Source organism: Leucobacter sp. PH1c (genome assembly GCF_000633415.1).
In the GTDB taxonomy this organism is placed as follows: domain Bacteria; phylum Actinomycetota; class Actinomycetes; order Actinomycetales; family Microbacteriaceae; genus Leucobacter.
On record NZ_AYMV01000066.1, the window covers coordinates 1 to 581 of the forward strand.

The following is a 581-nucleotide window of genomic DNA, read 5'->3' on the forward strand; positions in this document are numbered from 1 at the left end:
TCCTCCTCGTGCTCGTGCTCGGCGACGTCGTCGCGCAGATCCCGATGGCCGCGCTCGTCGCGGTGATGATCGCCGTATCCGTCGCGACGTTCGACTGGCACTCGATCCGCCCCTCGACGCTCCGCCGCCTCCCCCGGAGCGAGACGATCGTGATGCTGCTCACCGTGGCCGCCGTGCTCGTCACGCACAACCTCGCGATCGGCGTCGGCGTCGGCGTGGTCGCGGCGTCCGTGCTGTTCGTGCGCCGCGTCGCAAGCGTGGTCGAGGTGACTCGCTCGCTCCGAGGGGACGCCGATGCCCCGATCGCGCACTATGCGGTGCGAGGGGAGCTCTTCTTCGCATCGAGCAACGAGCTCACCACGCAGTTCTCCTACGCGGAGGATCCGAGCCGCGTGGAGATCGATCTGAGCGCCGCACTCATCTGGGACGCCTCGACCGTCGCCGCGATCGACGCGATCGAGACGCGGTACGCGCGGCGCGGGATCCGTGTGGAGCTCACGGGCATGAACGACCGCACGCGCGCCCTGCACGGGCGCCTGAGCGGCGGCCTCGGCGAGGGCTAGCCTCCGCGGCGCGCCCTG

Annotated in this window: 1 protein-coding gene; it reads left to right on the forward strand. The window is 71.1% G+C overall.

Translation table 11 applies throughout. The features are described 5' to 3' along the window. On the forward strand, positions 1-563 hold a 563-nt coding region (locus tag U874_RS0113920), incomplete at its 5' end, for an STAS domain-containing protein (RefSeq protein ID WP_025135144.1). Positions 564-581 lie beyond the last annotated feature (18 nt).